Here is a 26,334-nt window from a genome sequence, read left to right as displayed (position 1 = left end):
GCGGCACAATGGGGGCGTGAACACCCCCATTCATGACCTGCAGGCCAGCCGCGTCGTCGTCGTGGGAGGGGGCCCGGGCGGTTACGAGGCGGCGCTCGTCGCGCGGCGGCTGGGCGCGCAGGTCACGGTCGTGGAGCGGACCGGGCTCGGCGGCGCCGCGGTGCTCACCGACGCGGTCCCGTCGAAGACGCTGATCGCCACCGCCGAGTGGATGACGATCGCGGACCGCGCGCCCGACCTGGGCATCCGGCTCGACGTGCCCGGCGCCTCGGGCGCGGCGGCAGACGGCCCGAAGGAGTCGGAGCGCCACCGCGTCGACCTGGACGAGGTCAACGCCCGCGTCCTCGCGCTCGCCGCCGCGCAGTCGCAGGACATCCGCGCCCGGCTCGACCGCGAGGGCGTCCGGGTGGTGATCGGCAGCGCGCGACTGGACGGGCCGCAGCGCGTCGTCGCGCAGGAGGACGGCGGCGGGGAGCACGCCTTCGAGGCGGACGTGGTGCTGGTGGCCACCGGCGCCACACCCCGCGTGCTGCCGGAGGCGCGGCCGGACGGGGAGCGCATCCTCACGTGGACGCAGCTCTACGACCTGAAGTCGCTGCCAGAGCAACTCGTGGTGGTCGGCTCCGGCGTCACCGGGGCCGAGTTCGCCGGCGCGTACGTCTCGCTGGGCTCCGACGTGGTGCTGGTCTCCAGCCGGGACCGGGTGCTCCCGGGGGAGGACGCCGACGCCGCCGCGCTCATCGAGGAGGTGTTCCGCAGCCGCGGCATGACGGTCATGTCCCGCTCGCGCGCGCAGTCCGTCCGGCGCACCGCCGACGGCGTGCTCGTCACGCTGGCCGACGGCAGGACGGTCGAGGGGTCGCATGCTCTGATGGCTGTCGGGTCGACGCCCAGCACCACCGGGCTCGGGCTCGAGGAGGCCGGCGTGCGGCTCACGCCCAGCGGGCACATCGAGGTCGACAAGGTCTCGCGGACGTCGGCGCGGGGCGTGTACGCCGCCGGTGATGTGACGGGGGTGCTGCCGCTGGCCTCGGTGGCGGCCATGCAGGGGCGCATCGCCATGTCCCATGCGCTTGGCGACGCCGTGGTCCCGCTCGCGCTGCGCGGCGTCGCGGCGAACATCTTCACCGCGCCCGAGATCGCGACGGTCGGGTCCAGCGAGGCAGGGCTGCAGGCGAGCGGCACGCCCTACGTGACGAGCATGCTGCCGCTGACCCGCAACCCGCGCGCCAAGATGCTCGGCCTCAAGGACGGCTTCGTGAAGCTCTTCGCCCACCCCACCGGGCAGGTGCTCGGCGGGGTGGTCGTCGCGCCCCGCGCCAGCGAGCTGATCTTCCCGATCACGCTGGCCGTGTCGCACCGGCTCACGGTCGACGACGTGGCCAGCGCGTTCACGGTGTACCCCTCGATCACCGGGTCGATCGCCGAGGTCGCCCGCATGCTGCATCACGTGCAGGAGGGCTAGGGGGCGTTCGAGGGCCTCAGCCGGCGGCCCGGACGCGCGCCACGATCGGCAGGTGGTCGGAGGACCCCTCGCCGGTGAGCACCCGCACGTCGCTGAACTCGACGCCCGCGCCCAGCACCCAGTCGATGCGCACCTGCGGGTCGTCGCTGGGGAAGGTCAGCGCGTCGGGGTCGCCTGCGGAGTCCACGGCGCTGGTCCAGCCGTCTGCCGCGAGCAGCTCGATCTCCGGCCAGCCCGGCTCCGCATTGAGGTCGCCGGCGATCACCGCGGGCTCGTCGCCATGCGGCTCCGCGGCCAGCAACGCCTCGAGCTGATCGATGCGGGTGGGGGTGTTCTCGTCGCGGTGCTGCAGGTGCACCGACGTCACCCGGATCGGCGAGCCGTCGGCCAGCGTCACGGTGGCCGTGGCGGCGGAACGCTGCTGCGGCCCGGCGCCGATGGGCAGCTCGGTGACCTGCCGGTCCGTCAACGCCGAGCGCGACAGCAGCGCATTGCCCATCTGGGCGTCGGCGGCCGGCGAGTAGACGAACTCCATGCCGAGCCGGTGCGACAGCCAGGTGGCCATGTCGACGCCCCCGCCCAGCACCCACCCCCGGGAGACCTCCTGGAGGGCCACGACGTCGGGGTCGTGCTCTTCGATCACGGAGGCGATGCGCTCGAGGTCCACGGCCGTGGCCGGCTCGACGCCGTAGTGCAGGTTCCAGCTCAGCAGCACGAGCTCGTCGGAGCGCGCGCGGTCTTGGCTGGCGGACGCCGGGCTGGAGACGGCCCAGCCGACGAGGGCGAGCAGCACTGCCGGGATCACGAGCAGGCGGACGGCGTTCGCCCGCACGGGGTTGGCGCGGGGGGCAGCGGGCTCGGGCGCGGCGGTCTCAGGGTCGGTGCCCGGCAGCGGGGGCATCCGACGGCGTAGCCCGCCGCAGGCCAGCGCCACCCCGGCGGCCACGATCACCCAGGCGTTGTCGAAGCCCAGCGGCACGTCATAGTCGACGAGGTACAGCGCGAGCGGGATGATCAGCCCGAGCCCGACGAGGGAGGCCGCGAGGCTGACCCGCAGGCCGCCGCGCGGGGCGGGCCGGCGCACGCTGAGCGCTGTCACCAGCGTCACCGGGGCCGCGACGCCGAGGGCCCCGATGGCCACGAGCGTGCCCGTGCCCTGGGTGAGGAACGCCGCGACCAGGGCGAGTGGCACGGTGACGGCGGCCAGCACCCGGGTCTCGCCGTTGAGCCGCTGCGGGTCGAGCATCATCCACACCGCGACGGTCGAGGCGCCGACGACCACGAGGCCGGCGACGTCGAGTCGGGCGCCCGACTGAGATGCCGCGAACGCGGGGTTCGCCAGCACCATGACCGCGATCGCCAGGAAGGGGCCCAGCACCCACAGCCGTCGGGGGCGCGCCTCCACAACGTCACGGCGCACGACGCGGGCCACGGCGACGGCCCCGCCCACCAGCGCGATCGTGATCAGCCAGCCCAGCAGGCCGTGCCTCCAGTACACGTCCCACGTGCCGAGCACGAGCTGCAGTCCCGAGGCGAAGCCCGTGCCGACGGCCAGCGCCACCGCCGCCGCGCGCGCCCCGTGCGGGCGCCCGGCGACGAACGCCACGGCGAGCATGAGGACGGCGACGGCCACTGCCGCGGTGGCCAGGCCGACGGCGAACCGGGCGCCGCCGTCGAGGGCCTGCGCGGCGAGCCGGGCCACGGCCAGCACGAGCGTGCCCGCCAGCACCGTGCGGCCGGAGGGGGAGCCGGAGGTGAAACGCCGGGTCGCGAGCAGCAGTGCCGCGACGACCAGGCCGACGGCGGCGTAGGTGGTCAGCGCGGTGACGCCGGCAGTGACCACGCCCGAGGCGAACGCGCGGTCGAGCAACGGGCCGCTGGCGCGCACCGCCTCGATCGTCAGAGTGGACAGCAGGGCGATCAGGACGACCCGGGTGGGCGTCCCGACGTCGGGCGGGCTGGTGCGGTCGGGGGTCGTCACGGCCGCCACGGTACCCCGCGACGCGGGGTGGGCCTCGACTCTCCTCACGCCTGGGCGTCATGCCCGCAGCCCTCGCCATTGGCTCCCGCCACGCTGCGCCGTCCCTGGTCAGCCGCGCGGAGCGCCGCCCCGGACGATGGCGCGAGCTCCGTGTCAGCCGTCGAGGCGGCGGCGCAGCGAGGGCCACGCGCGGGCGAACTCCGGGAGCAGCGGCAGCAGGGTGACATCGTCCACGGGCGTCCAGCCGACCTCGAGGCTCTCGGAGTCCGTGGGGCGCGGCTCGACAGGGCCGACGGCCGTCGCCAGGACGGTGGTGTAGCTCCACGGGCCATGGTCGAGCACGTGCTCGTCGAGCACCCGCACCGAGGCCGGGTCGATGCCCGCCTCCTCCTGCGCCTCGCGCAGCGCGGCCTCGACGGCCGTCTCATCGGGCATCCGGGCGCCGCCCGGCACCCCCCAGGTGCCGCCCTGGTGGCTCCAGACGGCCCGATGCTGCAGCACCACGTCCGTCGCCAGGCCGTCAGGGCCCCGGCGTGCGAGCAGCAAGCCGGCCGCGCCGTGCAGCCCCCAGTGCCGACGGCCGCAGGCGCACTCGACCCACCCATCGCCAGGCTGCGGGTGGTGCGGCCTCCTGAGGTCGTCGGACCTCATGCGATCAGCCGACGATGTCGCAGATCGCGGTGCCGGCGCTGACGCTCGACCCGACGCCGGCGGACAACCCGGTGACCCGTCCGGCCCGGTGGGCCAGCAGCGGCTGCTCCATCTTCATCGCCTCGAGCACCACCACCAGATCGCCCGCGGCGACCTCGGCGCCGTCGGCCACCGCGACCTTGACGATCGTGCCCTGCATCGGCGACGCCAGCGTCACGCCATTGGAGCCGGTCGCGCGGGCGGCCGTGCGCCGCACCGGGCGCCGGCTCGCGGTGGACGGGCGCCCGACGCTGCGCGCCAGCGACGCCGGGATGACGACCTCGAGCCGCTTGCCGCCGACCTCGACGACCACGCGCTCCAGCGCGACTGCCTCGTCGCCGTCCTCCTGCGGGGAGCCGTTGGACGCGGCGGGGCGCTGCCCGACGAGGCCGGGCAGCCGGTCGGCGAACTCCGTCTCGATCCAGCGGGTGTGCACCTGGAACGGCGTGGACGGGGCGGCGGGCGCGAACGCCTCCTCCTCGAGCACCGCGCGGTGGAACGGGACCACTGTGGGGATGCCGACGATCTCGAGCTCGGCGAGCGCGCGGCGGGCCCGCTCAATGGCCTGCACCCGCGTGGCGCCCGTGACGATGAGCTTGGCGATCATCGAGTCGAAGGCCCCGGAGACGGTGTCGCCCTCGACCACCCCGGAGTCGACCCGCACGCCCGGGCCCGACGGGAAGCGGAGTGTGGACAGGCGTCCCGGCGCCGGCAGGAACCCGGCGGACGGGTCCTCGCCGTTGATCCGGAACTCGATCGAGTGCCCACGGGTCTCGACGTGGTCGTAGCCGAGCGGCTCGCCCGCCGCGATGCGGAGCTGCTCGCGCACCAGGTCGACGCCGCTGATCTCCTCGGTGACCGGGTGCTCGACCTGCAGTCGGGTGTTGACCTCCAGGAACGACACGGTCCCGTCGGCGCCCACGAGGAACTCGCAGGTGCCGGCGCCCACGTAGCCCGCCTCACGCAGGATCGCGACGGAGGAGGTCACGAGCTGCTCGCGCTGCTCAGCGGTGAGGAACGGCGCGGGCGCCTCTTCGACGAGCTTCTGGTGGCGGCGCTGCAACGAGCAGTCGCGCGTCGAGACCACCACGACGGTCCCGTGCTCGTCCGCGAGGCACTGGGTCTCCACGTGCCGGGGGGAGTCGAGGTAGCGCTCGACGAAGCACTCGCCACGGCCGAACGCCGCGGTGGCCTCACGCACGGCGGACTCGAACATCTCGTCGATCTCCGAGGCGTGGCGCGCGACCTTGAGGCCGCGGCCGCCGCCGCCGAAGGCCGCCTTGATCGCGACGGGCAGGCCGTGCTGCTGCGCGAACGCGTGGATCTCGCTGACGTCGGCCACCGGGTCGGGGGTTCCCGGCACCAGCGGGGCGCCGGCGCGCAGCGCGATGTGGCGGGCGCTGACCTTGTCGCCGAGCTGCTCGATGGCGGTGGGCGGCGGGCCGATCCACACCAGCCCGGCGTCGATCACCGCCCGCGCGAAGTCGGCGTTCTCGGCGAGGAAGCCGTAGCCGGGGTGCACCGCGTCGGCGCCGGAGCGGCGTGCCACGTCGAGGAGCTTGCCGATGTCGAGGTAGGTCTCCTGGGCGCGGGAGCCGTCGAGCGCGAAGGCCTCGTCGGCGACGCGGACGTGCAGCGACTCCCGGTCCGGGTCGGCGTAGACGGCGACGGAGCCGATGCGGGCGTCCCGGCAGGCCCGGGCGATGCGCACGGCGATCTCACCGCGGTTGGCGATGAGGACCTTTGAGATGGCGGGCACGGCTCACCGTAACGCGCGCGGCCCTGGCATCTCTGCCGTGCCACGCATCCCGGCGGAAGATTGGGGAACTGCCCAGCCAGGCCACGGGGCAGTTGTAGGGATCCCACGAGGACATGGGCGCGGTGTCCGCTCCGTCGGGTGCGGATTGTCAGATGCGGACAAACGCCCGGCTCAGGCAGGCCCCCGGTGGCTCAGGCCGGGATCGTGCCCGCCCGCCACAGCGACGGGATGGTCACGCCGACCTCGGCCAGCAGCTCGCGCAGCAGCGGCAGGCTCAGCCCCACGACCCCGTGGTGGTCGCCCTCCACCGCCGTGACGAACGGGCCGCCCAGGCCGTCGAGGGTGAACGCGCCGGCCACCGCGAGCGGCTCCCCGGTGGCGATGTACTGGTCGATCTCGGCATCCGACAGGTCCGCGAAGTGCACGACCGTCGACGAGACCGCCCCGAGCGTCCCGCCGGTGCCATCCCCGCCCTCGGACTGCGGCGTGCGCTCGTCGATCAGCCAGTGGCCCGTGTGCAGCTCGCCGGCGCGCCCGCGCATCGACCGCCACCGCTCCACCGCGTCCTGCGCGTCGCGCGGCTTGCCGAGCACCTCGCCGTCGACTTCGAGCAGCGAGTCGCAGCCCAGCACGAGCAGGCCGCCGGTCGCGTCGTCATCGGCTGCGCCGTCGTCGGCGAGCGCCCGGGCGACGTCCTCCGCCTTGGCCTGCGCGAGCACGAGGACCGCATCCGCCGGCTCCAGGTCCCCGAACCGCTCACGCGCCGCCGTGAGCACCGCGTGCTCGTCAACCCCGGAGACGCGGACGATCGGGTCGATCCCGGCGGCGGTCAGGGTCGCGAGACGGGCGGGGGAGGCGGAGGCGAGCAGCAGTCGGGTCACGGCCTGGGAGCCTAGCCGCCCCGCCTGCGCCCACCGCCGTCGCGGGGTCATGGTGGAGCACAGGCCCCATCGTTATCGTCTGGGGGCCGGCCCGCGGTCGAGATGGGGACGTACGTCCCCGTTCTGGCCGCCGGAACACCACAATCATCGGAGAGAGCCGTGCCATCCCGCCCCGACCCCGAGGACCTCGACGACATGAGCGACCTGATGGAGGCCGAAGCGCGGCCGGTGAACCGGCTGCGAGCGCTGCGCCACTCCCGTGGCTGGATCTTCGGCACGATGCTGTTCTCCGCCCTGATCAGCCTGACCGCGTCGTTCGTGCTCTCCGTCGACGCGATCGCCCTGGCCGCCGACCCGGGCGCGGAGCTGTCCTGCGACATCAACTCGGTGGTGAGTTGCGGGGCGGTCGGGCTGTCCTGGCAGGCCAGCCTGCTCGGGTTCCCCAACGCGTTCCTCGGGCTCATCGCGGAGTCCGTGGTGATCACCATCGCCGTGGCCAGCCTCGGCGGCGTGAGGTTCCCGCGCTGGTTCATGTTCTCGGCGCAGATCGTCTACACGATCGGCCTGGTGTTCGCGTACTGGCTGTTCCAGCAGTCGATGATGGTGATCGGCTCGCTGTGCCCGTGGTGCCTGCTGGTGACGCTGTCCACCACGCTCGTGTTCTCCACGTTGACGCACTACAACATCCGGGAGAACAACCTCTTCCTCCCGCCGCGCCTGCAGCGCAGCGCCAGGGAGTTCGTGGACAGCGACAACGACGTGATCGTCGTGGCCGCCTGGCTGGTGGTGCTGGTGGCGCTGGTGCTGCTCAAGTACGGCGCCGCGCTGTTCGCCTGACGGGCCGCCCTCCCCGGCCCGCATGACAGCAGCGCCCGGTCCCTGTGCGGGGCCGGGCGCTGCTGTGTGCGCTGGGAGTGTCAGACGAGGGCGGAGCGCAGCACGTCGAGCGGCAGTGCCCCCAGGCCCAGCGCCCGGGCGTGGAACTCGCGCAGGTCGAAGACCTCGCCGCGCCCGGTGGCCGCCTTCGCGGAGTCATCGCGGGCCTGCTCCCAGAGCCGCTGGCCGATCTTGTACGACGGCGCCTGGCCCGGCCAGCCCAGGTAGCGGTTGAGCTCGAAGCGCACGAACTGCTCGGGCATGTTGACGTTGGCCTTGAGGAACTCCCACGCCTTGTCGGCGTCCCACGTGCCGCCGCCCCAGCGCTCGGGGGCCTGCAGGCCCAGGTGCACGCCGATGTCGAGCACGACGCGGGCGGCGCGCATGCGCTGGCCGTCAAGCATGCCGAGGCGGTCGCCCGGGTCGTACATGAAGCCGAGGTCGGCCATGAGGCGCTCGGCGTACAGCGCCCAGCCCTCGCCGTGGCCCGAGACCCAGCAGCTCAGCCGGCGCCACGAGTTCAGCGTCGCCCGCTGGTGCACGGCCTGGCCGACCTGCAGGTGGTGGCCCGGGACGCCCTCGTGGAAGACGGTGGTCTTCTCGCGCCACGTGTTGAACGTGGTGACCTCGGGCGGCACGGACCACCACATGCGGCCCGGGCGCGTGAAGTCGTCGCTGGGGCCGGTGTAGTAGATGCCACCGTTCTGGGTGGGGGCGATCATGCACTCGAGCGTGCGCACCGGCGCCGGGATGTCGAAGTGGACCCCGTCGAGCGCCGCGATGGCCGCGTCGGACGTCTCCTGCATCCAGGCCTGGAGCGCCTGCGTGCCGTTGAGCCGCCGCGACGGGTCGGCGTCGAGGACGGCCACAGCCTGCTCGACGGTGGCCTCGGGGCCCGCGATCTGCGCGGCGACGCGCTCCTGCTCGTCCACCACCCGGGCGAGCTCCTCGAGGCCCCACTGGTAGGTCTCCTCGAGGTCCACCGTGGAGCCCAGGAAGTAGCGCGACCACAGCGAGTAGCGCTCGCGGCCAGCCGCGTCGGCCACGGGGGCCTGCGGCGCGAGCTCGTCGGCGAGGAAGGACGTGAGCGTGGCGTAGGCCTGGCGGGCGGCCTGCGCGCCGAGCTCGAGCTCGCCGCGGATGGCCTGGCACGCCGCCGAGCCGTCCAGCGCCGCGTCGACCGCCTGCCCCTGGACGAAGCTCGTGAAGAAGGACGTGGACGGGTCGGCGAGCTCGGCGGCCTGGGCGACGGCCTCGCGCACCTGGCGCACCGCGGCGACCTGGCCCCGGCTGGCGGCCTCGCGCAGCGACGCCACGTAGCCGTCGACGGCGCCGGGCAGGGCGTTCAGTCGCGCGGCGATGTTCTCCCACGCCTCCGGGTCGCCCGTGGGCATGAGGTCGAAGACGTCGCGCAGGCCCTGGACCGGGGAGGCGATGTTGTTGAGGTCGGCGAGGAGCTCCCCGGCGTCGTGCAGCTCGAGGTCGAGGCCCAGGCGCTCGCGCATCGCGGCGACCGTCACCTCGTCCACGGCGTCCGAGGGGGCGTGCGCGTCGAGGGCCACCAGCGTCGCCCGGGCCGCCTCGGCGCGGGCCTCGTGGCCGGCGGGGGACAGGTCGGTCATCTCATGGTCGTGGCCGGAGATGCCCATGGACGTGGCGCTGAGGGGGTCGAGCTGGGCGCCGAGCGCGACGTGCGCGTCCGCGATGGCGTCGATGGGAGACGGGTCGCGATGACCCTGCTGTCCGTTGAGCGAGGAGGTCATGGTCACCGCGGCACCTTATCGCGCAGCCGGCTCAGCTCAGGGGTGCAGGCTCCAGCGCCAGGCGTCGGCGCCGGGCGCCGATCCCCGCCCCGCGCCCCGTAGCGTGCGGGAGCGGTCGGCCCAGGCGGAGACGGCCGGGCCCACGCCCGCGTGCTCGTCGTGGGCGTCCTGCGACCGCGCGGCGGCGAGCCCCGCGACGAGCGCGGCCAGCTCGGACTCGTCCGGCTCGCCGCGCACCACGTGCACATGCGGCGCCGAGAGGACGAGCGTGGCCTCGGGCAGCACGGAGGGCAGCACCGAGGGCAGCCCGTCGGGCAGGGCAGGGCTCACGCGTCGTCGCCCTCGTCGTCCTCGTCCAGGTCGAAGACCACGGGCACGCCGCGCGAGGTGCCCCACTCGCTGACGTCGAAGCCGCTGCCGATCAGGCGCTGGGCGATCTCCTCGCCCGCGTCGTCGACGATGCCGAGCACCGAGTCCATCGACAGGTCGCTGGTGCCCTGCGGCGGGCCCACCACGAAGCCGAGGTGGAACGTGTCGGTGCGGGTGTGCGGCGCGGGCTCCTCGTCGTCGTCCCACGTCATGCCGGTGAGGTCGGAGTGCAGCCCGAGGCGCTCGTGCAGCAGGTCGTACAACGCGGCGTTGAGGCCCGCCACGCGCGACTCGAGGGCGAGGATGCGCGGGTCCTCATCGGCCTCATGCGCCCCGAACTCGGCGCGCACGCCCACGGCCGTGTCCACGTAGTCGCGCAACGCGGCGCCCAAGTCGTCGACCACGGCCCGCAGCTCGCTCGGGTCGACGCCCGTCAGCGGGTCGCTGCCATGCGCCGGGTGGTCGTGCTCATGTCCCTCGTTGCCGCTCACAGGGGGATGTTCCCATGCTTCTTGGGCGGCAGGCTCGCGCGCTTGGAGCGCAGCAGCCGCAGGGCCTTGGTGATCTCGCTGCGGGTCTGCGCGGGCGCGATCACCGCGTCCACGTAGCCGCGATCGGCGGCGTCCCACGGGTTCACGATCGCCTCCTCGTACTCGTGGGTCAGCCGGGCGCGCTCCGCCTCGACGTCGCCGCCCGCGTCCGCCACTGCCTTGAGGGCGCCGCGTTGCAGGATGTTCACCGCGCCACCCGCCCCCATGACCGCGATCTGCGCCGTCGGCCACGCCAGGTTCACGTCCGCGCCGAGCTGCTTGGACCCCATGACGATGTACGCGCCACCGTACGCCTTGCGGGTGATGACGGTCACGAGGGGGACTGTGGCCTCGGCATACGCGTAGATGAGCTTCGCGCCGCGCCGGATGATGCCGTTCCACTCCTGGTCGGCGCCGGGCAGGAACCCGGGCACGTCCACGAACGTCACGACGGGGATGTTGAACGCGTCGCAGGTCCGCACGAACCGGGCGGCCTTCTCGGCGGCGTTGATGTCCAGGGTGCCGGCCATGGACAGCGGCTGGTTGGCGACCACGCCCACCGGGCGCCCCTCGACGTGGCCGAAGCCGATGAGCACGTTCTGCGCGTACAGCGGCTGCACCTCGAGCAGCACGCCGTCGTCCAGCACGTGCTCGACGACGGTGCGCATGTCATAGGGCTGGGCGTCCGAGTCGGGGATGAGCGTGTCGAGCTCGAGGTCCTCCGCGGTGACGGACACCTCCGTCTCATGCGGGAACGACGGCGGGTCGGTGAGGTTGTTCTGCGGTAGGTAGGACAGCAGCGAGCGCACGTAGTCCAGCGCGTCGTCCTCGTCGGCGGCCAGGTAGTGCGCCACCCCGGAGCGGGTGTTGTGCGTGGTGGCGCCGCCGAGCTCCTCGAGGCCCACCTCCTCGCCGGTGACCGCGCGGATCACGTCCGGCCCGGTGATGAACATGTTGGAGGTGCCGTCCGCCATCACGATGAAGTCGGTGAGCGCGGGGGAGTACACCGCGCCGCCCGCGCTCGGGCCCAGGATCAGGGAGATCTGCGGGATGACGCCCGAGGCGGCGACGTTCCGCCGGAAGATCTCCGCGAACTGGGTCAGGGCCGCGACGCCCTCCTGGATGCGCGCGCCGCCGCCGTCGCTGATGCCGATCAGCGGCACGCCGGTGCGCAGCGCCAGGTCCATCACCTTGGTGATCTTCTGGCCGTGCACCTCGCCCAGGCTGCCGCCGAAGACCGTGAAGTCCTGGGAGTACACCGCGACCGGCCGGCCGTCGATCGTGCCGTGGCCCACCACTACGCCGTCGCCGGCGATGCGCCGCTTGTCGAGGCCGAAGTTCGACGAGCGGTGCCGCACGAGCGCGTCCATCTCGGTGAACGAGCCCGGGTCCAGCAGCGCCTCGACGCGCTCGCGGGCGGACTTCTTGCCGCGGGCGTGCTGCTTCTCCGCGGCGGCCCGCGCGGCGTCGTCACCTGCCTGCCGGCGCTGCTCGAGGTCGGCGAGGCGGGCGGCGGTGGAGCCGGGGACCTGGTCGGTCGTTGCGCCAGGCGAGGTCGGATCGGTCTGCGTCACCCGACCGAGACTAGATGTCCGCGCGTGTCCGGCACGTGCAGTCCGGTCACGGGGATGTGCGCGTCGTGTCGTCGGGTTCCCACAAGCGCCGTCTGGGCGCCCGCTGCCCGGCGAGACATGATGGCCCCATGGCTGAACAGACTGAGCGCCGGCCGCTGCGCGCCTCCGTCCTACGCGACCTGCTGCTGGCCCCCGCGGGCCCGCTGCGCCGCGTGGAGGTGGTGGAGCGCACCGGGTCGACCAACACCGACCTGGTCGCGGCGGTCCGCGCCGACCCCGCCGCATGGCCTGACGGCAGCCTCCTCGTGGCCGACCACCAGGAGCACGGCCGGGGCCGCGCCGGCCGCACCTGGGAGACCCCGCCGCGCGCGGCGCTGACGGCGTCGTTCGCGCTGCGCCCCAGCGGCCCCCCCACGAGCTACGGGTGGATCCCGCTGGTCGCCGGGCTCGGCGCCGTGCACGCGCTGCGCGCCACCGCCGGGGTGGCAGCGGCGCTCAAGTGGCCGAATGACGTGATGGTGCATGCGGCGGATGGCAGCGAGGTGCCGGGCTGGGGGACGCTGCGCAAGCTCGGCGGGGTGCTCACCGAGCTGGTGCGCACGCCCGAGGGCGACGTGATCGTGCTGGGCATCGGCATCAACGTCTCGCAGGCCGCTGATGAGCTGGTGGTGCCGAGCGCGACGTCCCTGCGGGTGGCGGGCGGCGGCGAGCAGGACCGCGAGCTGCTGCTGGTGGCGCTGGTGTCCTCGCTCGCGGACACGCTCGACAGGTGGCGCTCGCACGGCGGCGACGCGGAGGCCTCGGGGCTCGCCGAGGAGGTCGCCGCGGTGTGCGCGACGCTCGGCGACCGGGTGCGGGTCGAGCTGCCGGGCGGCCGCGAGGTGCTCGGTGTGGCCCGCCGCCTCGATCACGAGGGCGCGCTGGTGGTGGTGGACGACAACGGGGCCGAGCACCAGGTGCTGGCCGGTGACGTGCGTCACGTGCGCGCAGGCGGGTGATCTACTCTCGACCTCGTGGCGGGTGAAAGAGTCGAGCACGACGCAGTGGGAGAGCCGGGGCGTCCGTCGACGCTGGACGAGCTGGACGACGAGCTGCTCGGCGGCCCGCGCACGCTGACGCTGCGGGACCTCGCCGAGCAGGTCGGCATCGACCTGGACCTCGTGCGGCTGTACTGGCAGACGCTGGGCCTGCCGCACCCGTCGGCGGATGAGGTGGTCTTCACCCAGCAGGACGCGGCGGCCGTGGGCCGGTGGGCCGATCTGCAGCGCTTGCACGGGGTGGACAGGCGCACCGCGATCTCCCTGACCCGCGCGCTGGGCCACACGAGCGACCGCCTGGCGCTGTGGCAGGTCGAGGCGCTCGTGGAGGACCTCGCCCGACGGCACAGCCTCGACGACATCTCGGCGCGGCTGCTCGTGCTGGACCAGCTCGCCGACATCGCGCCGCTGCTCGAGTCGCAGCTCGTGCACTCATGGCGCCGGCAGCTCGCGGCGATCGCCGGGCGGCTGTCCGCGGAGTTCGCCCACCAGCGCGACGAGCGCCCCGACCCGGCGGCGCTGCCGCTGGCCCGTGCCGTCGGGTTCGCCGACATGGTGTCGTTCACGCGGCGCACCGCGGGCCTGGGCTCCACCGACCTGAGCGAGTTCGTGCAGCGCTTCGAGACGGTCGCGCGGGACGTGGTCACCAACGCGGGCGGCCGGGTGGTGAAGACCATCGGCGACGCGGTGCTGTTCGTCGCGGACGACGTGCAGACGGGCGCGCGGGTGGCCTTGGGCCTGGCCCGGGTGCTGGGCGGGGACCTCGACGTCGAGCGGGAGAAGGGCGCCGGCGGGCTGGCCGAGGGGGCGCGCGGGGTGACGCCGGTGCGCGTCGGGTTCGTGTGGGGGCGGGTGCTGTCCCGGTTCGGCGATGTGTTCGGGCCGTCGGTGAACCTCGCGGCGCGGCTCACGGACATCGCGGAGCCGAGCACGGTGCTCACTGACGGCTCGACGGCCGCGCTGCTGGCCTCCGACCCGCGGTTCGCGGCGGAGCAGCAGCCGACCCGGGACCTCGCGGGCATCGGGCCGATCGCGCCGGTGCTGCTGCGCGAGGCCTGAGCGCGCGAGGCTTGAACGCGAGGCTGAGCGCGCGACCGTCGGTCAGCCCTGCGTGGCGGACGGCTCCTCGGGCTCGATCAGCTCGGGCCCGTTGTTGCCCACCTTGTTGACGCGTGTGGAGACCTCCGTCGCCACGAGTGTCGGGGCGGGGGCCCGCAGCAGGTCGGCCGCGTCGTCGGCGCCCACCGCCGGGTCGAGCCACGCGTCCCACGCCTCGGGGCGCAGCATGAGCGGCTGCCGGTCGTGGATGTGCGCGAGCGGCTCGCTGGCGTCGGTGGTGATGACGGTGGTGGTCACGAGCCAGCGGCTCGGGTCGTCGGGGGCCTTGGCGGGGTCGCGCCAGAACTCGTAGAGGCCGGCGAGGGCGAGCGGCTCATCCTCGGCGGGGTGGATGTAGAACGGCTGCTTGGCCTTGGTCAGCGCGCCCGGCCCTGGACGCTGCCACTCGTAGTACCCGTCGGCGGGCAGCAGCGCGCGGCGCTGCGCGAAGGCCTTGCGGTAGGAGCCCTTGTCCAGCAGGGTCTCGGCGCGCGCGTTGATCATCCGGTTGCCGATCGAGGGATCCTTCGCCCAGGACGGCACGAGCCCCCACCGCGCCGCCTGGAGTTGGCGGCTGATCTCGCCTGTCTCGCGGTCCGCGCGCTCGACGACCATGCGCACCGGATCGGTGGGCGCGACGTTCCAGGACTCGGGGAGCAGGCGCGCGTCCTGTGCCACCTCGGCGATGCGGAACGCGTCTTCCAGCGCTTGGACCCGGCGGAAGGAGGCATATCGACCACACATCACCCCAGTGTGGCGGATGGCTCCGACACGAGCGGGCGAATCGATTCGCAAGAGGTCGGCCGTCGATGAGAGCATGGCCGCGATGACCAGCCGCTCCACCCCTGCCCTGCCCCCTGAGCCCACCGGCGCGCCCGCGGCGCCCGGAGGCGCGCCCGGCGCACCCGCCTACGTCCCCAACGCCAAGTACGTGCCCCTGCTCGGCGCGATGTGCGCGCTGCCGGCCGTGTCCACCGACCTCTACCTGCCGTCGCTGCCCGACGTCGCACGCGACCTCGGCGCCACCGCCACCGGCGCCCAGCTCACCATGACCGGCATGCTGCTCGGCGGCGCCGTCGGCCAGCTCGTCATCGGCCCCGCCTCCGACCGGCTCGGCCGCAGGCTCCCGGTGCTCATCGGCGTCGCGCTGCACGGGGTCACCTCCCTGCTGTGCGCCATCGCGCCCGGCATCGTGCCGCTCATCGCGCTGCGCGTCCTGCAGGGGTTCTTCAACGCGTCGGCCTCCGTCGTCGCGATGGCGCTCATCCGCGACCGCTTCGTCGGGTCGGACGCGTCCCGGCTGCTGTCCCGCCTCATGCTGGTCATCGGCGTGGCGCCCCTGTTCGCCCCGACGATCGGCGGCCTCATCGCCGGATTCGCCGGCTGGCGAGGGGTGTTCGTCGCACTGGCGGTGTTCGGGGCGGCGCTCTGGGTGGTGGTCTGGCGGCGGATGCCGGAGTCGCTGCCCGTCGAGCGACGCCGGGACGGCGGGCTGCGGGCCGCGATCGCCGGTTACGCGACGCTGCTGCGCGATCGGCACTTCGTGGCGCTCGCGGTGCTCCCGGGCCTCGGCGCCGCGGTGCTCATGAGCTACGTGGTCGGCTCGCCGTTCGTGCTGCGCGAGGGCTACGGCCTCAGCGCGAACCAGTTCGCGCTCGTCTTCGCCGTCAATGGCGTCGGGCTCGTGCTCGGCGCCCAGGTCAACGCGTCACTCGTGCGCAAGTACGCGCCGATCCGCATCATCCGGATCGTGCTGCCCATGTCGTTCGGGCTGACCGTCCTGCTGCTCGTGCTCGCGCTCACCGGCGCCGGCGGGCTGCCCGCGCTGCTCGTCGTGCTGTGGATGCTGCTCGCGCTGGTCAACTTCACCCCGCCCAATGCGTCCGCGCTCGCCCTGGGCCGGCACGGGGCGATCGCGGGCACCGCGGCGGCGTTCATCGGCGCGACGCAGGCCGGTGTGTCCGGCACCGTCAGCCCGCTGGTGGGCGTGCTCGGCGGCGACACCCTCGCGATGGCGATCGTCATGGCCGGCTCCGCGGCCGTGGCGCTGCTCGTGCTCGTGCTCGCCACGCCGGCCTACCGCTCGGGCGGCTGGACCACCTAGGAACCTCCCGCGCGGCGCCGTCGTGCGGTCCCCGACACCACGTGAGAGTGACCCCATGACCACAGCGCAGCACGTCCCCGGCCTGCCTTTCCCGCTGACGCCCTCGGCGGGCTCGTCCTGGGCCGTGGACAACGCGGCCGGCACGGTGCGGGTGACTGCCCTGCCGCACAGCGACATCTTCGTCGACCCCGGCTCCGGGTCCGCGCTGAACGCGGAGTCGATGCTCAACGCCGTCACGCTCCTGGGCGCGCCGCCCGCCGGCGACTTCCAGCTCAGCGCGCGCGTGAGCGTCGACTTCGCCGCCACCTTCGACGCCGGCGTCCTGCTGCTCTGGGTCGACGAGCGGCACTGGGCCAAGTTCTGCTTCGAGTACTCGCCCGACGCCGAGCCGATGGTCGTCTCCGTGGTGTGCCGCGATGTGGCCGACGACGCGAACGGGTTCGTGGTGGACGGGCGGTCGGTGTGGCTGCGCGTCTCCCGGATCGACCAGGCCTTCGCCTACCACGCGTCCCTCGACGGGGAGGTATGGCGGCTGATCCGCTTCTTCGCGCTCGACGACCCGGCTGGCGCGCTGCAGCTCGGCTTCGAGGCGCAGTCGCCCACCGGCGACGGGTGCGCCATCGCCTTCGACCAGGTGGCGTTCACCCAGGCGCGGCTCGGCGACCTGCGCGACGGCTCCTGAGCCGCGACGAGCAACGCCACGTGCTCACGGGCGTGGGCGCTAGACGCCCACGCCCGCCGCGGCGGTCAGGCCGCCCAGGACCAGCAGGCCGAGCGACAGCCAGGCGCTGAGCACCCACCAGTCGACGTGGCGCCGTCGTGCGACGCGCTCAGCCCGAGGGACTCCCATGCCCTCTGATCGGCAGGCGAGGGCGCTTCCGTGACACTTCGGGCCGCATGAGCGTGCACGCGTCTGGGTGAATCCGCCGCGGGCGGACGTCCACTGCGGCCACTGCGCGGTTGTGCTCTGGGTGCTCGGGCTACTGGGCGCTCGCCTGCTCGACCTTCTGGCGTAGCTCGTCGACCCGTGCGGACAACTCGTCCAGCGCCGCGCGCGCCGTGCCGTCGGCAGCCCCGGCGGCCTTCTCGACGTCAGCGCGGGCGTCCTCCAGTGCCGTCTCGGCCGCGGCGAGCTGCTCCTTCGCCGTCGCGGAGCCGTCAGTCGCCGCCTCGTCGAGCGCGGCGGACGCGTCGTCCATCGCCGAGCTCGCACGCGCCACCGCGTCCTGTGCGGAGTCGCGGGCGCTCGCGTCGAGCTGCTCGAGCTCGGCGCGGGCGTCCTCGGCGGCCGTGCGCGCCTTGGCGAGGCCGTCACGCGCGGAGTCGACAGCGGCGCGCACCTCGTCGACGGCGCCCTTCGCCTCCTCGACGGCGGTCTGGGCGCCGTCTCGCGCCTCGTCGATGGTGGTCGAGGCCTCGGCGCAGCCCGCGAGGGCGAGGGCGAGGACAGCAGCGGCGGCGGCCGCGAGCGGGCGGATAACAATGTCATGCTAAACAATGAGAGAGTCTCCTATAGCTTTGATTACGAATTATGACAAGTCGAACGGCAACTACTGGTGTCTGTATTTGGTGCGTGAGACGACTACATGGATGAATCGCGCGCGTGAGGACGTCGGCAGCGTCAGATGGATATAGGAGACAGGCACAGCGCCCCGCCGCGTGCGACACGCGGGCGGGGCGCTGTGAGGGTGACCGGGCGGGCCGGTCAGTGGCGCGTGGTCAGGAGGCGGCCGGCGCGTTGTCGGCTGCGGCCTCCGCCGCGGGCTCCTCGGCTGCCGCGTCCGCTGCCGCTGCCTTCGCGGACGACGCCTTCGCGGGCGCCGCCACCGGCTCGCGTCGGCTGCGGACCTCCTCCAGCGAGGTGCCGTAGTACGCCGCCGCCATGATGTCCTTCATGTCGGCGAGCATCGGCATCCGCGGGTTCGCCGGGGCGCACTGGTCCTCGTAGGCGCCCATCGCGACCTCGTCGAGGCGGCCGATGAACTCCTGCTCGTCCACGCCCTGCGCCTGGAACGAGGCCGGGATGCCGACCTTCGCCCGCAGCGACTCGACGGCCAGCGCGTACGACTCCACGCCCTGTTCCGGCGTCTCGGCCGGCAGGCCCAGCGTCTGGGCGATCTGCTGGAACCGCTCCGGGGCGACGTAGTGCTCGTACTTCGGCCAGCTCGTGAGCTTGGTCGGGATGGTGCCGTTGTAGCGGATCACGTGCGGCAGCAGGGTCGCGTTCGTGCGGCCGTGCACCAGGTGGAACGTGGAGCCCACCACGTGCGCCATGGCGTGGACGATGCCCAGGAACGCGTTGCCGAACGCCATGCCGGCGATCGTGCCCGCGTTGTGCATCTTCTCGCGGGCGTCGGCCGTGTCCGGGGCGCCCGGCTCGCCGTTCACGCTGGCGGCCAGGTTGTCGAAGATGAGCCGGATGGCCTGCAGGGCCATGCCGTCCGTGAAGTCGTTCGCGTAGACGCTGACGTAGGCCTCGGTGGCGTGCGTCAGGGCGTCGAAGCCGGAGTCGGCGGCGAGCGAGCGGGGCATCTTCGCGGTCAGCACCGGGTCGATGATCGCGACGGTCGGCGTGAGCGCGTAGTCGGCCAGCGGGTACTTCTTGCCCGCGTCAGGGTCCGAGATGACGGCGAACGGCGTGACCTCGGCGCCCGTGCCGGACGTGGTCGGGATGCACACGAGCTTGGCGAGCTCTCCCAGCACCGGGAACTTGAACGCGCGCTTGCGGACGTCGAAGAACTTCTGCTTGAGGTCGGAGAAGACGATCTCCGGGTGCTCGTACAGCAGCCACATGACCTTCGCGGCGTCCATGGGCGAGCCGCCGCCCAGCGCGATGATCGTGTCGGGGCGGAAGTGGCGCATCTGCGCGGCGCCCGCCTGGACGGTGCGCACGCTCGGCTCGGGCTCGACCTGGTCGATGATCTGCAGCGCGACCTTGTTGGGGCGGCGGTTGAGGACCTCGATAATGCGGTCGACGAAGCCGAGGGTCGTCATGGTCGAGTCGGTCACGATGGTCACGCGCTCGACGTCCGCCATGTCCGCGAGGTAGCGGATCGCGTTCGGCTCGAAGTACGTCTTGGCCGGGACCTTGAGCCACTGCAGGTTGTTGTTCCGGCGGCCGATGCGCTTGATGTTCACCAGGTTGACCGCCGAGACGTTGTTGGAGACCGAGTTGTGGCCGTACGAGCCGCAGCCGAGCGTCAGGGACGGGATGAAGGCGTTGTAGATGTCTCCGATCCCGCCCAGGGAGGACGGCGCGTTGGCAATGACGCGGATCGCCTTGACGCGGCTGCCGTAGACCTCGGTCAGCTTCTCGTCCTGCGTGTGGATCGCGGCGCTGTGGCCCAGCCCGTCGAACTCCACCATCTGCTCGGCGTACGAGATGCCCTGCTCGGTCGAGCCGGCGCGCAGCACGGCGAGGACGGGGCAGAGCTTCTCGCGGGTGAGGGGCTCCTGCGGGCCGACACCGCTGACCTCGGCCAGGATGATCGACGTCTCGGCGGGGACTGTGAAGCCGGCGTGCTCGGCGATCCAGGCGGGCGACTGGCCCACGACCGAGGCGTTGAGCTTGGCCTCGCCGCAGTTCTTGCCCTGCGCCTGCACCCCGAAGATGAACTTCTCGAGGAGCGCCTTCTCCTTGGCGTTCACCCGGTACGCGTGCAGCGTGGCGAACTCGGCCATCGCGGCGTCGTAGATCTCGTCGTCCAGGATCACGGCCTGCTCCGAGGCGCAGATCATGCCGTTGTCGAAGGCCTTGGACAGCACCACGTCATTGACCGCGCGCTTGAGCTTCGCGGACTTCTCGATGTAAGCGGGGACGTTTCCCGCGCCGACGCCGAGGGCGGGCTTGCCACACGAGTAGGCGGCGCGGACCATCGCGTTCCCGCCGGTGGCGAGGATGAGGGCGACGCCCGGGTGGTTCATCAGCAGGCCGGTGGCCTCCATCGACGGCTGCTCGACCCACTGGACGCAGTGCTCCGGGGCGCCAGCGGCCACGGCCGCGTCGCGCACGACCTTGGCGGCGGCCACCGAGGACGCCTGCGCGCTCGGGTGGAACGCGAAGATGATCGGGTTGCGGGTCTTCAGCGCGATGAGCGCCTTGAAGATCGCCGTCGACGTCGGGTTCGTCACCGGGGTCATCGCGCAGATGACGCCCACGGGCTCGGCGATCTCGGTGATCCCGCTCAGGTCGTCGCGGCTGATCACGCCGACGGTCTTGAGCGAGCGCATGGAGTTCGTGACGTGCTCGCACGCGAAGATGTTCTTCACGGCCTTGTCCTCGAACACCCCGCGGCCGGTCTCCTCCACGGCGTGGCGTGCCAGCTCGCCGTGCTGGTCGAGCGCGGCGACGGCCGCCTTCTTGACCAGGTGGTCGACGTCTTCCTGAGTGAATCGCGCGTACTCCGCGAGGGCCTTCGCGGCGTTGGCGACGAGTCCGTCGATGGCGCCGCCGATGCTGGCGTCGGGGCGGGCAGTTGTGCTCACGGGAGGTTCTCCCTCGGGTCGCGGTGAGTGTGAGAAGTCGCCGTTGACCTCGGTTCACACGTTAGGAGGCGAAAAGTCATGGGACCTGTGCCCAAGGTCCTGATTTTTACGCGGACTTCGCCGTGTTCGCGCACGGCGAGCGGCGTGGCCCCAGCAGGCGCGGGCTCAGAGCCGGGTGACCCACGAGGCGGACATCCGCCCTTCCTCGAGGTCGAGCTCGCGCAGCACCCGCTGCATCACCGCCTCGTCCAGCTCACCCGAGTCGCGGCGCTCCACGAGCACCTCGCGCTGCGCGGCGATGACCTCGCGGCGCAGCGCCTGCGCGCGCCGTCCAGGCCAGCGCGAGGCGCCCTCGACGGCCCGGTCCGGGTCCAGCAGCTCGGCCGCGGCGCGCCCGCGCGCGTTCAGGGCGGCGACCACGGTGGAGATGACCCGGTCCGCCCGCTCATCGCCCAGCTGCGCGGCGATCTCCGGCCGTCGTCGCGCGATGACCTGCTGCGCGGCCTCGGCTGTGGCCACGCGCACCTGGGCCTCCTGGATCGCGTCCTGCCGCCGCTCCGATCCGGAGCCCACGTCGAGGCGCCGGATGACCCCGGGCAGGGTGAGGCCCTGCAACAGCAGTGTGCCGATCGCGACGGCGTACGCGACGAGCTGCAGCGTCGCGCGCTGTGGGAAGGCCTCGCCCGCCAGTGTCGTGGGGATCGCCGCGGCGGCGGCGAGCGTGACCACCCCGCGCATCCCCGCCCACGAGACCACGAGGGACTCCCTGCGGGTCAACGCGTCGTCAGCGGTGCGGTGGCTCCCGCGCATGCGCACCCGGTCCATCCCGGCGGTCGCCAGCACATAGGCCGGGCGCACCAGCATCGCCACCGCGAGGACCACCACCGCGAGGAGCGCCGCCTGGCCGAGCCCCTGGTCGGAGGCGTTGACGTCGGCGATGAGCCACTTGAGCTGGATGCCGATCAGCGCGAACGTGAACGCCTCGAGCAGCAGGTCGACAGTGGACCACACGGGCTCCTGGTAGAGCCGCGTCGCGTACCCGGCACGGGGTGACGTGGAGGCAAGGAGCAGGCCCGCCGCGACGACCGCGAGCACACCAGAGCCACCGATCGCCTCGGCGCCCCAGTACGCCGCGAACGGGGTCAGCACCCCGATGGCCGAGGCCACGACGGGGTCGTCGAGCCGGAGGCGCAACTGGTGCAGCAACCACCCCAGCACGAGCCCCACACCGACCCCTGCGACCACGGCCACGGCGAACACCTGCAGGCCCTCGCTGAACGACCACACGCCCGTGGCCACGCCCGCGAGCGCGACCTTGTAGAGCGTCAGCGACGTGGCGTCGTTGATCAGGCTCTCGCCCGTCAGCAAGGTCATGACCCGTCGCGGCAGCCCGAGCCGGCGGCCCACCGCAGCCGCGGCCACAGCGTCGGGGGGCGCGACGACGGCGCCGAGGACGAGGGCCGCGGCGAAGGGGAGAGCGGGGGCCAGCAGCCATGCGGCGACAGCGACGGCGAGCGCCGAGACCAGCACGAGCCCGACGCCCAGCCGGGTGATGGAGTTCAGCGAGCGGCGGAAGTCCTGGTACGACGTCGCCAGCGCCGCGGAGAAGAGCAGCGGCGGGAGCACGAAGTCGAGGATCAGCTCAGGGTCGACCTCGAACCGCGGAACCCCGGGGACGAACGAGGCGACGAGCCCCGCGGCCACGAGGACCAGCGGCGCCGGCCAACCCTGCCGGCGGCACAGTGCCGTGATGAGCACTGCGCCCGCCACGAGCGCGAAGATCTCGATCACGTGCATCCACATCAGCCTCTCGATCGACCCGGGAAGTCGAGACGACGGTAGGGCGCGAGCCTGTGACCTCGCCGAGAGCAGGCAGGGAGCCCGTGGCGCCGGGCCGGTGAGGGCGCCACGACGCGAGGTCGGCGCCCATCGTCAACGTGCTGGCTTCGGACGAATCGGGCGCGAGTGTCTACCCTGGTCCGCGTGCCCCCCGTCCTGAGCGTCCTCATCGCCGTCATCGTGGCCTTCGTCGCGGAGATCTTCGTCGCCACGTTCGCCCACCGCGCCGCGCGCCGCGCGCCGCTCGCACTCGCCGTCATCGCCGTGAGCCGCCGCCCGCTGAAGGCCGTGCTCGGGGCAGCAGCCGCGTGGATCGCGCTCGGCGTGACAACCGAGGCCACCCCCGCGATCCATGCGCTGGAGACCGCGCTGCTCGTCACCGTCGTCCTCGCTGTCGCCTGGCTGCTCGGCGCCGTCGCGCTCCGCTTGGAGGACGCTGCGCTGGCCCACCACCAGGCCCGCGCCGCCCTTGCGCGCGAGCAGGACCGGGACGGCTCCGACCCGGACGCCCTCGCGCTCCAGACGCGGGTGCGCTCGCTGCTGCGGGGCGCGACCCGCGCCCTGTTCTGGTGCCTGGGCGTGGGCTCAGCGCTCCTCGTCTTCCCGATCATGCGACCCGTCGGCGTGGGGCTGCTCGCGCTCGTGGCCGTCACCGGTGTGGTGCTGGGCCTCGCCGCCCGGGAGCTCCTGGCCGACGTCATCGCCGGGGTGCGCATCGCCTACACCGACTCCGTGCGCGTCGAGGACGTCGTGGTCGTCGACGGCGCCTGGGGGCTGGTCGAGGCCGTCACGCTCACCACCGTGACGGTGCGCCTGGCCGACGGGCGCCGGGTGGCGCTGCCCGCCGCGCAGGTGGCCACCGGACGGTTCGAGAACCGCACCCGGGGAGCCGCCGACGCCGTGGTGGGAACCGTCGAGCTCGACGTCGACAGCGGGATCGACCTGGCCGACCTGCGCGCCGCGCTGCAGCACGTGCTCGACGGGACGCGACTGTGGGACGGGCGCGTGGGACACCTCCAGGTGACAGGGGTCGTGGGCTCCCACGTGCGGGTCCTGGCTGCGGCCAGCGCCTCCGAGGCGGCGACGCTGCTCGAGCTCCGCGAGCATCTGCGCGAGGAGCTCGTGGGCTGGCTGCTCGGCGTCCAGGCGACCTCTGCGGTGGCCGGCCGGTCCGGCGCCTGGTCGGGTGCCAGCGGCGCGGCGGCGTCGAGCGCGTGGCGGCAGACCGCTGCCGCGATCGCCACGCCGACGCGCGGCGCCGAGCCCCAGCGCGCGGCGGAGCCGGTGCGAGCAGCGGAGCCAGTGCGGGCCGCTGAGCCGGTGCGCGCCGCGGAGCCGCCACGTGATCACGGAGCGGCACGCCTGCCCGAGCGGCGCAGCGCCATGCCGCAGACGCCTCCGCCCGCACAGGCGCTGCCGGCCTTCCTCGAGGACCAGGCAGTGCCCACGCTCGCGCGGCGCACGCCCACGGCCCCGCCGTCAGGGCCCTGGACCGGGGGAGGGGCCGGAGTCGACCAGACCCAGGTGCTCGACCCGGCACAGGTCGCGCACCTGTACGACGAGGCGCCCCGCGACGCCGACGCGGGAGCCGCCGAGACGCAGGTGTTCGACACCTCTGAGCGACGGTCCAGCCGCCGCGAGCTGCGGGACTACTGAGCGAGATGTCCTCCCTGCCGCAGTCGGTGACCGTCTCGCCGGGACGTGGGGGCCTCCCGCGCGTGCGCGTGGCCGGGCCCGCCGCATCGGGCGAGATCTACCTCAACGGGGCGCACGTCACGTCCTGGCGCCCGGACGGCCAGGGCGACGTGCTGTGGATGAGCGCCGCGAGCGGGTACTCGCCGGGGCAGCCGCTGCGCGGAGGCATCCCGCTGTGCTTCCCGTGGTTCGGGGCGCACGCCGCCGATCCCGCCGCCCCCGCGCACGGGTTCGCGCGCCGCACCGCGTGGGACCTGCTGGGCGCCGAGGAGGACGGTGACGACATGCGGGTCCGGTTCGGGCTGCACGACTCCGCGGCGACGCGCGCGGGAGCGTGGCCGCACCGGTTCGAGGCCACCTGCACCGTGACGATCGGGCCCTGGTTGTCGGTGACGCTCGACGTCGTCAACCGTGACGACCGGGACGTGGTGGTCGAGGAGGCGCTGCACACGTACCTCTCCGTCGGCGATGTGCGCGAGGCGCGTGTCACTGGGCTGGAGGGCGCGTGGTACATCGACAAGCTCGCGGCGCCGGAGCTGGTCGCACAGGACGGCCCGATCCGGTTCACCGCCGAGACCGATCGCGTCTACCTCGGGACGCGCGCGACAGCCCTCGTCGAGGACCCGTCCCGCGCGCGGGCGGTGACGGTGGCCAAGTCCGGCTCCGCGTCCACGGTGGTGTGGAACCCGTGGGCCGCCAAGGCCGCCGCCATGCCCGACTTCGGCGACGACGAGTGGACGGGGATGCTCTGCGTCGAGACCGGCAACGTGGGCGTCGACGCGGTGCGGCTGGCGCCCGGCGAGGGCCACCAGATGACCGCCCACGTGGGGCTCGCGCCGCTGGCCTGACCCCTCGTGGGAGAGCGCGTCAGGCGTACCGCTCCGGGTCGCCCATCAGCTCGGCCACGTGGTCCGTGACGTACGTGGACATCTCCCGGGGTGGGCGCACGTACCCGCTGGACGCGGCGGGGCGCTCCGGCAGCACCACCTTCTCGTGTGGCACGTCGGTGTACGGGATCGTGGAGAGCAGGTGGGCGATCATGTTGAGCCGGGCGTGCTTCTTGATGTCCGACTCGACGATGTACCACGGGCTCGCGGGCACGTCGGTGTGCACGAGCATCTCGTCCTTCGCCCGCGAGTAGTCCTCCCAGCGGTGGATGGACTCCAGGTCCATCGGGCTCAACTTCCACTGCCGCACCGGGTCGCCGAGGCGTGAGCGGAACCGCTTGAGCTGCTCGTCGTCGGACACCGAGAACCAGTACTTGCGCAGCAGGATGCCGTCCTCGACGAGCATCTGCTCGAAGATCGGGGTCTGGCGCATGAACTGCGCGTACTCCTGCGGGGTGCAGAACCCCATGACCCGCTCGACGCCCGCCCGGTTGTACCAGGACCTGTCGAACAGCACGATCTCCCCGGCAGCCGGCAGGTGCTCGATGTACCGCTGGTAGTACCACTGCGTGCGCTCGCGCTCGGTGGGCGTGGGCAGCGCCGCGATCCGCGCGACCCGGGGGCTGAGGTACTCGGTGATCCGCTTGATGGTGCCGCCCTTGCCGGCCGCGTCCCGCCCCTCGAAGATCACGACGACGCGCGCCCCTGTCGCCTGCGCCCAGAGCTGCAGCTTCACCAGCTCGGCCTGGAGGCGGAACAACTCGGCCTCGTAGACGGCGTTGGGGATCTTCGCCGGGCGCGCGGCCGCGCCCTTGGCCTTCTTGCCAGACCTCTTCGCCCGGGTCTGCTGCGCGGCGGTGGACGCGTCGTCCGACGTCTTCGTCATGTCCGCAAAGTACCGCTGGCGGCCGCGCGACGCAGGGCCCACGTGTCGGCGGCCCCGGCGAGCAGCGCGCCCACCGCGTAGGCGGGCAGGTCATGGGCGGTGAACGTGGTGCCGAGCACGTACCGGGCCGGCTCGAACACGTCGACCACCAGCGCGGGCACGCCCGTGAGCTGCGCGAGCTCGACGACGGCGCACACGCCGAGCGCCACACCGGCCAGGACCGGGACCCGCCATGACGGGCGCGCCGCGCCGAGGAGGACGTACACGAGCGCCGCGTACAGCACGCCGCCGAGCAGGTCCCCGGGCAGGCCCTCGACGGCACGGGTGACGACGAGGCCTGCCGCGACGACGACGGGCACGAGGAGGAGGAACGCCGTGCGGCGGCGCGGGGGGTGGGGCACACCGGCACCCTAGG

Annotated in this window: 23 protein-coding genes; 8 read left to right on the top strand and 15 right to left on the bottom strand. The window is 73.3% G+C overall.

Annotated elements, in window-relative coordinates; all coding sequences use genetic code 11:
* Nucleotides 1-16 precede the first annotated feature (16 nt).
* Nucleotides 17-1,465: an NAD(P)H-quinone dehydrogenase gene (locus tag BN3788_RS08820; protein ID WP_066584680.1), complete on the top strand. Its 1,449-nt coding sequence runs from the start codon at nucleotides 17-19 to the stop codon at nucleotides 1,463-1,465.
* 16 nt (nucleotides 1,466-1,481) lie between these two features.
* Here BN3788_RS08820 and BN3788_RS08815 read toward each other — a convergent pair whose 3' ends face one another.
* The 4 genes from BN3788_RS08815 to BN3788_RS08800 all read right to left on the bottom strand — a co-directional run bounded on the left by BN3788_RS08815 (nucleotide 1,482) and on the right by BN3788_RS08800 (nucleotide 6,776).
* Nucleotides 1,482-3,446: an endonuclease/exonuclease/phosphatase family protein gene (locus BN3788_RS08815; RefSeq protein WP_234346577.1), complete on the bottom strand. Its 1,965-nt coding sequence runs from the start codon at nucleotides 3,444-3,446 to the stop codon at nucleotides 1,482-1,484.
* 153 nt (nucleotides 3,447-3,599) lie between these two features.
* Nucleotides 3,600-4,097 carry an NUDIX hydrolase gene (locus BN3788_RS08810; protein WP_066584674.1) on the bottom strand — a complete coding sequence of 166 codons (498 nt, stop codon included), beginning with the start codon at nucleotides 4,095-4,097 and terminating at the stop codon, nucleotides 3,600-3,602.
* A 4-nt stretch (nucleotides 4,098-4,101) separates the two neighbouring features.
* Entirely contained in the window at nucleotides 4,102-5,895 is a 1,794-nt protein-coding gene (locus BN3788_RS08805) for an acetyl/propionyl/methylcrotonyl-CoA carboxylase subunit alpha (protein ID WP_066584669.1), read from the bottom strand.
* A gap of 191 nt (nucleotides 5,896-6,086) precedes the next feature.
* A complete protein-coding gene (locus tag BN3788_RS08800) occupies nucleotides 6,087-6,776 on the bottom strand; it encodes a Maf family protein (RefSeq protein ID WP_066584652.1) in 690 nt (229 codons plus the stop codon).
* 159 nt (nucleotides 6,777-6,935) lie between these two features.
* Between BN3788_RS08800 and BN3788_RS08795 the strand changes: the two genes are divergently transcribed.
* On the top strand, nucleotides 6,936-7,613 hold the full coding sequence (locus tag BN3788_RS08795; protein WP_234346575.1) for a vitamin K epoxide reductase family protein: 678 nt from the start codon (nucleotides 6,936-6,938) through the stop codon (nucleotides 7,611-7,613).
* Nucleotides 7,614-7,693: 80 nt separating this feature from the next.
* Here BN3788_RS08795 and BN3788_RS08790 read toward each other — a convergent pair whose 3' ends face one another.
* Genes BN3788_RS08790 through BN3788_RS08775 form a run of 4 tightly spaced genes read right to left on the bottom strand, consistent with a single transcriptional unit; the run spans nucleotide 7,694 to nucleotide 11,888 of the window.
* Nucleotides 7,694-9,415 (bottom strand): DUF885 domain-containing protein, encoded by a 1,722-nt coding sequence (locus BN3788_RS08790; protein ID WP_066586920.1) that lies wholly within the window; start codon nucleotides 9,413-9,415, stop codon nucleotides 7,694-7,696.
* A 36-nt stretch (nucleotides 9,416-9,451) separates the two neighbouring features.
* The gene (locus BN3788_RS08785; RefSeq protein WP_234346574.1) at nucleotides 9,452-9,745 is read right to left on the bottom strand and encodes an acyl-CoA carboxylase epsilon subunit; all 294 of its coding nucleotides are present in this window, start codon (nucleotides 9,743-9,745) and stop codon (nucleotides 9,452-9,454) included.
* The gene (locus BN3788_RS08780; RefSeq protein ID WP_066584647.1) at nucleotides 9,742-10,275 is read right to left on the bottom strand and encodes a hypothetical protein; all 534 of its coding nucleotides are present in this window, start codon (nucleotides 10,273-10,275) and stop codon (nucleotides 9,742-9,744) included. Before BN3788_RS08780 ends, BN3788_RS08785 begins: the two co-directional genes overlap by 4 nt.
* Nucleotides 10,272-11,888, bottom strand: coding sequence for an acyl-CoA carboxylase subunit beta (locus BN3788_RS08775; protein ID WP_066584644.1), 1,617 nt, complete (start codon nucleotides 11,886-11,888; stop codon nucleotides 10,272-10,274). The genes BN3788_RS08780 and BN3788_RS08775 overlap by 4 nt, the downstream gene beginning before the upstream one ends.
* A gap of 128 nt (nucleotides 11,889-12,016) precedes the next feature.
* Between BN3788_RS08775 and BN3788_RS08770 the strand changes: the two genes are divergently transcribed.
* Together BN3788_RS08770 and BN3788_RS08765 are read left to right on the top strand one after the other, a co-directional pair.
* Nucleotides 12,017-12,886, top strand: coding sequence for a biotin--[acetyl-CoA-carboxylase] ligase (locus BN3788_RS08770; RefSeq protein WP_066584641.1), 870 nt, complete (start codon nucleotides 12,017-12,019; stop codon nucleotides 12,884-12,886).
* A 15-nt stretch (nucleotides 12,887-12,901) separates the two neighbouring features.
* Nucleotides 12,902-13,984 carry an adenylate/guanylate cyclase domain-containing protein gene (locus BN3788_RS08765; RefSeq protein ID WP_066584638.1) on the top strand — a complete coding sequence of 361 codons (1,083 nt, stop codon included), beginning with the start codon at nucleotides 12,902-12,904 and terminating at the stop codon, nucleotides 13,982-13,984.
* A 42-nt stretch (nucleotides 13,985-14,026) separates the two neighbouring features.
* Here the strand turns inward: BN3788_RS08765 and BN3788_RS08760 are convergent, their stop codons facing one another.
* Nucleotides 14,027-14,767, bottom strand: coding sequence for an SOS response-associated peptidase (locus tag BN3788_RS08760; RefSeq protein WP_066584635.1), 741 nt, complete (start codon nucleotides 14,765-14,767; stop codon nucleotides 14,027-14,029).
* Nucleotides 14,768-14,849: 82 nt separating this feature from the next.
* Between BN3788_RS08760 and BN3788_RS08755 the strand changes: the two genes are divergently transcribed.
* The gene (locus tag BN3788_RS08755) at nucleotides 14,850-16,127 is read left to right on the top strand and encodes a multidrug effflux MFS transporter (protein WP_082812886.1); all 1,278 of its coding nucleotides are present in this window, start codon (nucleotides 14,850-14,852) and stop codon (nucleotides 16,125-16,127) included.
* A gap of 55 nt (nucleotides 16,128-16,182) precedes the next feature.
* A complete protein-coding gene (locus BN3788_RS08750) occupies nucleotides 16,183-16,809 on the top strand; it encodes a DUF1349 domain-containing protein (protein ID WP_066584632.1) in 627 nt (208 codons plus the stop codon).
* Between the two features lie 39 nt (nucleotides 16,810-16,848).
* Here BN3788_RS08750 and BN3788_RS08745 read toward each other — a convergent pair whose 3' ends face one another.
* The 4 genes from BN3788_RS08745 to BN3788_RS08730 all read right to left on the bottom strand — a co-directional run bounded on the left by BN3788_RS08745 (nucleotide 16,849) and on the right by BN3788_RS08730 (nucleotide 22,409).
* A complete protein-coding gene (locus BN3788_RS08745) occupies nucleotides 16,849-16,977 on the bottom strand; it encodes a molybdopterin oxidoreductase (protein WP_066584627.1) in 129 nt (42 codons plus the stop codon).
* 130 nt (nucleotides 16,978-17,107) lie between these two features.
* Nucleotides 17,108-17,467, bottom strand: a complete 360-nt coding sequence (locus BN3788_RS08740) for a hypothetical protein (RefSeq protein WP_066584626.1) — start codon at nucleotides 17,465-17,467, stop codon at nucleotides 17,108-17,110.
* A 379-nt stretch (nucleotides 17,468-17,846) separates the two neighbouring features.
* The gene (gene adhE / locus BN3788_RS08735) at nucleotides 17,847-20,612 is read right to left on the bottom strand and encodes a bifunctional acetaldehyde-CoA/alcohol dehydrogenase (protein WP_082812746.1); all 2,766 of its coding nucleotides are present in this window, start codon (nucleotides 20,610-20,612) and stop codon (nucleotides 17,847-17,849) included.
* A 165-nt stretch (nucleotides 20,613-20,777) separates the two neighbouring features.
* The gene (locus BN3788_RS08730; protein ID WP_159066878.1) at nucleotides 20,778-22,409 is read right to left on the bottom strand and encodes a Na+/H+ antiporter; all 1,632 of its coding nucleotides are present in this window, start codon (nucleotides 22,407-22,409) and stop codon (nucleotides 20,778-20,780) included.
* A 186-nt stretch (nucleotides 22,410-22,595) separates the two neighbouring features.
* Between BN3788_RS08730 and BN3788_RS08725 the strand changes: the two genes are divergently transcribed.
* The gene (locus BN3788_RS08725) at nucleotides 22,596-24,107 is read left to right on the top strand and encodes a mechanosensitive ion channel family protein (RefSeq protein ID WP_066584622.1); all 1,512 of its coding nucleotides are present in this window, start codon (nucleotides 22,596-22,598) and stop codon (nucleotides 24,105-24,107) included.
* Nucleotides 24,108-24,112: 5 nt separating this feature from the next.
* A complete protein-coding gene (locus BN3788_RS08720) occupies nucleotides 24,113-24,994 on the top strand; it encodes a D-hexose-6-phosphate mutarotase (protein WP_066584620.1) in 882 nt (293 codons plus the stop codon).
* Nucleotides 24,995-25,013: 19 nt separating this feature from the next.
* On the opposite strand, the gene ppk2 is transcribed toward BN3788_RS08720, so the two are convergent.
* The gene (gene ppk2, locus BN3788_RS08715) at nucleotides 25,014-25,919 is read right to left on the bottom strand and encodes a polyphosphate kinase 2 (protein ID WP_066584619.1); all 906 of its coding nucleotides are present in this window, start codon (nucleotides 25,917-25,919) and stop codon (nucleotides 25,014-25,016) included.
* The gene (locus BN3788_RS08710; RefSeq protein WP_066584618.1) at nucleotides 25,916-26,320 is read right to left on the bottom strand and encodes a ribosomal maturation YjgA family protein; all 405 of its coding nucleotides are present in this window, start codon (nucleotides 26,318-26,320) and stop codon (nucleotides 25,916-25,918) included. The genes ppk2 and BN3788_RS08710 overlap by 4 nt, the downstream gene beginning before the upstream one ends.
* Between the last annotated feature and the right edge of the window lie 14 nt (nucleotides 26,321-26,334).

Source organism: Cellulomonas timonensis, from assembly GCF_900046455.1.
GTDB lineage: Bacteria > Actinomycetota > Actinomycetes > Actinomycetales > Cellulomonadaceae > Cellulomonas_A > Cellulomonas_A timonensis.
The sequence above is the reverse complement of the archived record's forward strand: the minus strand, read 5'-3'. Positions and strand labels throughout refer to the sequence as shown.